Genomic DNA, 4,788 nt, shown 5'->3' with positions numbered 1-4,788 from the left:
CCGGCGAGCGCCCAGCGCCGCCCCCTGGTCGCATGCCACAGCTGGCCGGCGCGGGGCCGGTGGCCGAGCACGCCGTTCGCGACGTCGATCACGACGATGCCCTGCAGCACACCGCTCGCGATCACGCTGAACGCCACCGCCACGAGCGCCGCGACGATCACGGCGGCGACGCCGCCCGCCTCGATGGCATCCCTGTCGGCATCCGTCGCGTGCGCCGCGCGGTAGAGGAACCAGCCCGTCGCGCTGCCGACCACGAGCAGCGAGCCGATCACGACGAGCACCTGGATGAGCACCGCGGCCCCGAACAGGGCGCCGGTGTTGCGCCGCAGCACCTGGAACGGCGTGCCGAGCAGCTGGCCGAAGGTGAGCGGCCGCAGCGGAACGAGCCCCGGCTTCGGCGGCGGCGCCCAGGCCGGCGCAGCCCCGTACTGGGGTGGCCGCCAGCCGGTCTGATCGCTCATAACCACTAACCTAGAGAACCGAAGAGCCCGGAGACCCGAATTCTCCGGCGTGATCTGGGGACAAATGACCACACGAATCCTCGTTGTCGACGACGACACGGCGCTCGCGGAGATGATCGGCATCGTTCTGCGCAGCGAGGGCTTCGACCCCGTGTTCTGCGCAGACGGCGCCCAGGCGGTCGAGGCCTTCCGGCAGGCGGCGCCCGATCTCGTGCTGCTCGACCTGATGCTGCCGGGGCTCGACGGCATCGAGGTCGCCGAGCGGATCCGCTCCTTCTCCGGCATCCCGATCATCATGCTGACGGCCAAGTCCGACACGGCCGATGTCGTGCGCGGTCTCGAGTCCGGCGCCGACGACTACATGGTGAAGCCCTTCAACCCGAAAGAGCTGGTGGCCCGCGTGCGCGCCCGCCTGCGCCCCTCGAGTGCCGGCCCGGCGACGCCGTCGGTGCAGGTCGGCGACCTCGTCATCGACGTCGCCGCGCATGAGGTGCGGCGCGGCGAGACGCGCATCAATCTGACCCCGCTCGAGTTCGACCTGCTGCTCGCGCTCGCGAACAAGCCGCAGCAGGTGTTCACGCGCGAGATGCTGCTCGAGCAGGTCTGGGGCTATCACTACAAGGCAGACACGCGGCTCGTGAACGTGCACGTGCAGCGGCTGCGCGCCAAGGTCGAGCACGACCCCGACAACCCGCGCATCGTGCAGACGGTGCGCGGCGTCGGCTACCGCGCGGGCCTCACCGCCTAGCGGCGGCCCCAGCAGAGCTTCCTACAATCCACCCATGACAACGGCGGCGCTGCGCGTGACGGGCGGGTGGTGGCGCCGCCCGTCCGAATGGCCGGCGCGCATCGCTCGCGCGTGGGCGCGCTCGCTGCAGTTCCGCACAGTCGCCATCACGATCCTGCTCTCGGGCGTGGCGATTCTCGTGACGGGCCTCGTCATCTCGTACTCCGTCGGCAACGACCTCTACAAGTCGCGGCTCGATCAGGCGCTGCACGACGCGGGCCGTGCGCAGCAGCAGGTGCAGTCGAGCCTCGACGCGACCGATGCCAGCGACCCGGCCACGGTCCTGGGGCTCGGCCAGGCCGTGAAGTCCGTCGTGCAGGGCGCCTCCTCGAGCCGCATGCTCGCCTTCGTGCGCAAGCCCGGCCAGGCCGCCGACCCGCAGGCCCCCACCGACTACACGGTGGGCGGCATGAGCCAGAGCCTGATCTCGCGGCAGCTCTCGGACGCGGTGGCGAAGTCCGCCGACACGCTCTACTCGCAATCGGTCGCGCTGCCCGTGGACAGCGGCTCCCGCACCAGCACGCACCCGGGGGTCATCGTCGGCACGCAGATCCAGCTGCCCACGGCGGGCACGTACCAGCTCTTCCTCGGCTACGACCTGAGCGATGCCGAGCAGACGCTCAACTTCGTGCAGCGCACCCTCGTGCTCGCCGGCATCGCGCTGATCGCGCTCATCGGTGCGCTGACCTTCGTCGTCGTGCGCTTCGTCGTCGCGCCGATCCAGCTCGCCGCGGCGACCAGCCGGCGGCTCGCAGCCGGCGACCTCGAGGTGCGCATCCCCGAGAACGGCGAGGACGTGTTCACGTCGCTCGCCCGCTCGTTCAACGCGATGGCCGACAGCCTGCAGCGGCAGATCACGCAGCTCGCGACCCTCTCGCAGCTGCAGCAGAGATTCGTCTCGGATGTCTCGCACGAGCTGCGCACGCCGCTGACCACCATCCGCCTCGCCTCCGAGCACCTCCACGACCGCAAGGGCGACTTCGACGAGTCGACGATGCGCACCGCCGAGCTGCTGCACGCGCAGGTCGAGCGCTTCGACCTGCTGCTGTCCGACCTGCTCGAGATAAGCCGCTACGACGCGGGCTCGGTCTCGCTCGAGATCGAGATGACGAGCCTCGTGAGACTCGCCGAAGACGCGATCGACGAGTTCGAGCCGCTCGCCGAGGCGAATGGGACCACCCTGCGCCTGTCGGCGCCCGGGGGCTACGCCGAAGTGCCGGTGGATGCCCGGCGCATCCGCCGCGTCATCCGCAACCTCATCGGCAACGCCATCGAGCACGGCGAGGGCAAGCCGATCGAGGTGATCGTCGACAGCAACCGCAGCGCCGTCGCACTCGCCGTGCGCGACCACGGCATGGGCATGAGCGAGAGCGAGGTGGGGCACGTGTTCGACCGGTTCTGGCGCGCCGACCCCTCGCGCCGCCGCACGATCGGCGGCACGGGGCTCGGCCTCGCGATCTCGCAGGAGGACGCGCTCGTGCACGGCGGTCTGCTCGACGTCTGGTCGCGGCCGGGCGAGGGGTCCTGCTTCCGCCTGACTCTGCCGCGGCGCCGTGGCGGGGCGATCGGCGAGTCGCCGATTCCGCTGCAGCCCGCCGACCCCCAGGAGGTGAGCCGATGAGGCGCTGGCGCAGTGCGCTTCTCGTCGTGGTCGCCGCGCTCGCGGCATCCGTTCTCGCCGCCTGCGCCACGATCCCGCGCGAGGGGCCCGTCACCCGCGGCGGGCCGGTGTCCGCGCAGGACAACCCGTTCGGTCAGGTCGACTACCACCCGCTCGGCCCGGGCGACGGCGAGACGCAGGCGCAGATCCTGAACGGGTTCATCCAGGCGGCGGTGAGCCCCGAGACGGGCTACCAGATCGCCCGCGAGTTCCTCTCGTCGTCGTTCCGCAGCCAGTGGAATCCGGACGCCTCGGTGACGGTCGACCGCGCGGCGCTGCGCCGCGAGCCGCAGCGCGTGAACTCGACAGAGCTGAACCTGCAGATCACGCCCTCGGCGTTCATCGACCAGAGCGGCAACTACCGGGCAGCTGACTCGCAGGCGCCCGTGCCGCTCAGGTACACCTTCGTCAAAGAGCACGGGCAGTGGCGCATCTCGGACGCCCCGTCGGGGATCGTCATCGACTCCGACCAGTTCCAGAACGTCTTCAGCCCGCATCCGCTCTACTTCTACAGCCCCGACTACCGCTTCCTCGTGCCCGACCTGCGCTGGTTCCCCTCCTCGCGCACGACGATCGCGACCCGCATCGCGAAGGCGCTGCTCGCGGGGCCGTCGCCGTGGCTGCAGGATGCCGTCGTGACCGCCTTCCCGAAGGGGACCCAGCTCGCGAGCGGCTCGGTCGTGGTCACGGGCGGGGCGGCGCAGGTCGCGCTCAACGCCGTCGCGGCGGGCGCCGACGAGCCGACCGTGAACCGCATGGACGAGCAGCTGACCGAGAGCCTCGGCACGAGCGCGTCCTCCGTCACGCTCTCGATCGGCGGCGTGAACCAGAACGTGAGCGGGGCGACGGATGCCGTGCAGGACCCGCCCGTCGTCTCGAGCCCCCTCGTGCTCAAGGGCGGCAAGTTCGGCTTCCTCTCGGGCAAATCGGTCGTCTCCCTCGGCGGCGTCGCCGACCAGCTCGTCGCGCTGCACCCGACGGCCGCGACCGTGAGTGCGAACGGGGCGGCCGCGGCCGCGCTCGCGGGCGGCGCCGCGTATGCCGTGTCGGCGGCGCTCGAGAACCCGGTCAAGATCGACACGCGGCACGGCCTCATCGCCCCGGCCATCGACAGTCGGGGCATCGTGTGGTCGGCGACCCGCGACGCCAGGGCCGACTTCGCGGTCTCGGCGGGTGACGGCGCCACCGCGTCGCTGAAGGCCGCCTGGCCCGATGCGCGCCAGCTGCTCTCGTTCGCGATCTCGCGCGACGGCACCCGGCTCGCCGCCCTGATCGGAACGAGCGACGGGCAGTCGCACCTCATGGTCGCCGGCATCGTGCGCGACTCGACGGGCCACCCGACCCGCATCGGCGAGCCGGTCGACCTTGGCGGGCTGGGGCTCTCCTCTGGCATCAGCCTGGCGTGGAGCGACGAGCTCTCCGTCGCCGTGCTCGGCGTCAGCCCCCAGGGCGGCACCGCGATCGTGACCCAGCAGCTGGGCGGCACCCTCTCGGACCCGACGGCCGGACCCGCCGACGGCACGGTGATCGCCGCGGGCAACCCGTCGTCGGAGCTCTGGGTGCTCACCTCGGGCGGCGCGCTCGAGAGCCCGGCCGGCAACGGCTGGCAGACGACCGCGACTGACGTCGAGGTGCTCGCGACCCAGCAGGGCCGCTCCTAGGGCGGGCGCTCGCCAGCCGCCGCATGAGCGCGGCCCCCTCCGCCGAGACGACGCCACATGTCGCTCTGGCGCCGCATTGCGGCACCTGCGGTCGTCTCGCGTGAGCTCCGAAGGGGCTTTCCACAGGGGAACGGTGTGGGCGCGCGGCGGCGGAGCAGATGGGGCAGGATCGCGTGCCATGTGGGAGCGCGTGCGCGAAGCGGTGCTGGATGCCTGGGC

General features: G+C 71.7%; 3 protein-coding genes and 1 pseudogene. 3 read left to right on the top strand and 1 reads right to left on the bottom strand.

Going from position 1 to position 4,788, the window contains the following annotated elements; translation table 11 throughout:
• Positions 1–461, bottom strand: a pseudogene (locus ACM2XV_RS12380) (hypothetical protein); the annotation flags it as partial.
• Positions 462–525: 64 nt separating this feature from the next.
• Between ACM2XV_RS12380 and mtrA the strand changes: the two are divergent.
• Genes mtrA through ACM2XV_RS12365 form a run of 3 tightly spaced genes read left to right on the top strand, consistent with a single transcriptional unit; the run spans position 526 to position 4,569 of the window.
• Positions 526–1,209 (top strand): MtrAB system response regulator MtrA, encoded by a 684-nt coding sequence (mtrA, locus tag ACM2XV_RS12375; protein WP_344775089.1) that lies wholly within the window; start codon positions 526–528, stop codon positions 1,207–1,209.
• A 34-nt stretch (positions 1,210–1,243) separates the two neighbouring features.
• Positions 1,244–2,869, top strand: a complete 1,626-nt coding sequence (gene mtrB / locus ACM2XV_RS12370; protein ID WP_487027137.1) for an MtrAB system histidine kinase MtrB — start codon at positions 1,244–1,246, stop codon at positions 2,867–2,869.
• Positions 2,866–4,569 carry an LpqB family beta-propeller domain-containing protein gene (locus ACM2XV_RS12365; protein WP_487027136.1) on the top strand — a complete coding sequence of 568 codons (1,704 nt, stop codon included), beginning with the start codon at positions 2,866–2,868 and terminating at the stop codon, positions 4,567–4,569. The genes mtrB and ACM2XV_RS12365 overlap by 4 nt, the downstream gene beginning before the upstream one ends.
• The last annotated feature ends 219 nt before the right edge of the window (positions 4,570–4,788 follow it).

Source organism: Gryllotalpicola sp. CP2-P1, from assembly GCF_057512245.1.
The sequence above is the reverse complement of the archived record's forward strand: the minus strand, read 5'-3'. Positions and strand labels throughout refer to the sequence as shown.

Excerpts from the sequence above, each read along its gene's own strand:
- mtrA (WP_344775089.1), top strand. The coding sequence starts at position 526 with ATGACCACACGAATCCTCGTTGTCGACGACGACACGGCGCTCGCGGAG.
- mtrB (WP_487027137.1), top strand. The coding sequence starts at position 1,244 with ATGACAACGGCGGCGCTGCGCGTGACGGGCGGGTGGTGGCGCCGCCCG.
- ACM2XV_RS12365 (WP_487027136.1), top strand. The coding sequence starts at position 2,866 with ATGAGGCGCTGGCGCAGTGCGCTTCTCGTCGTGGTCGCCGCGCTCGCG.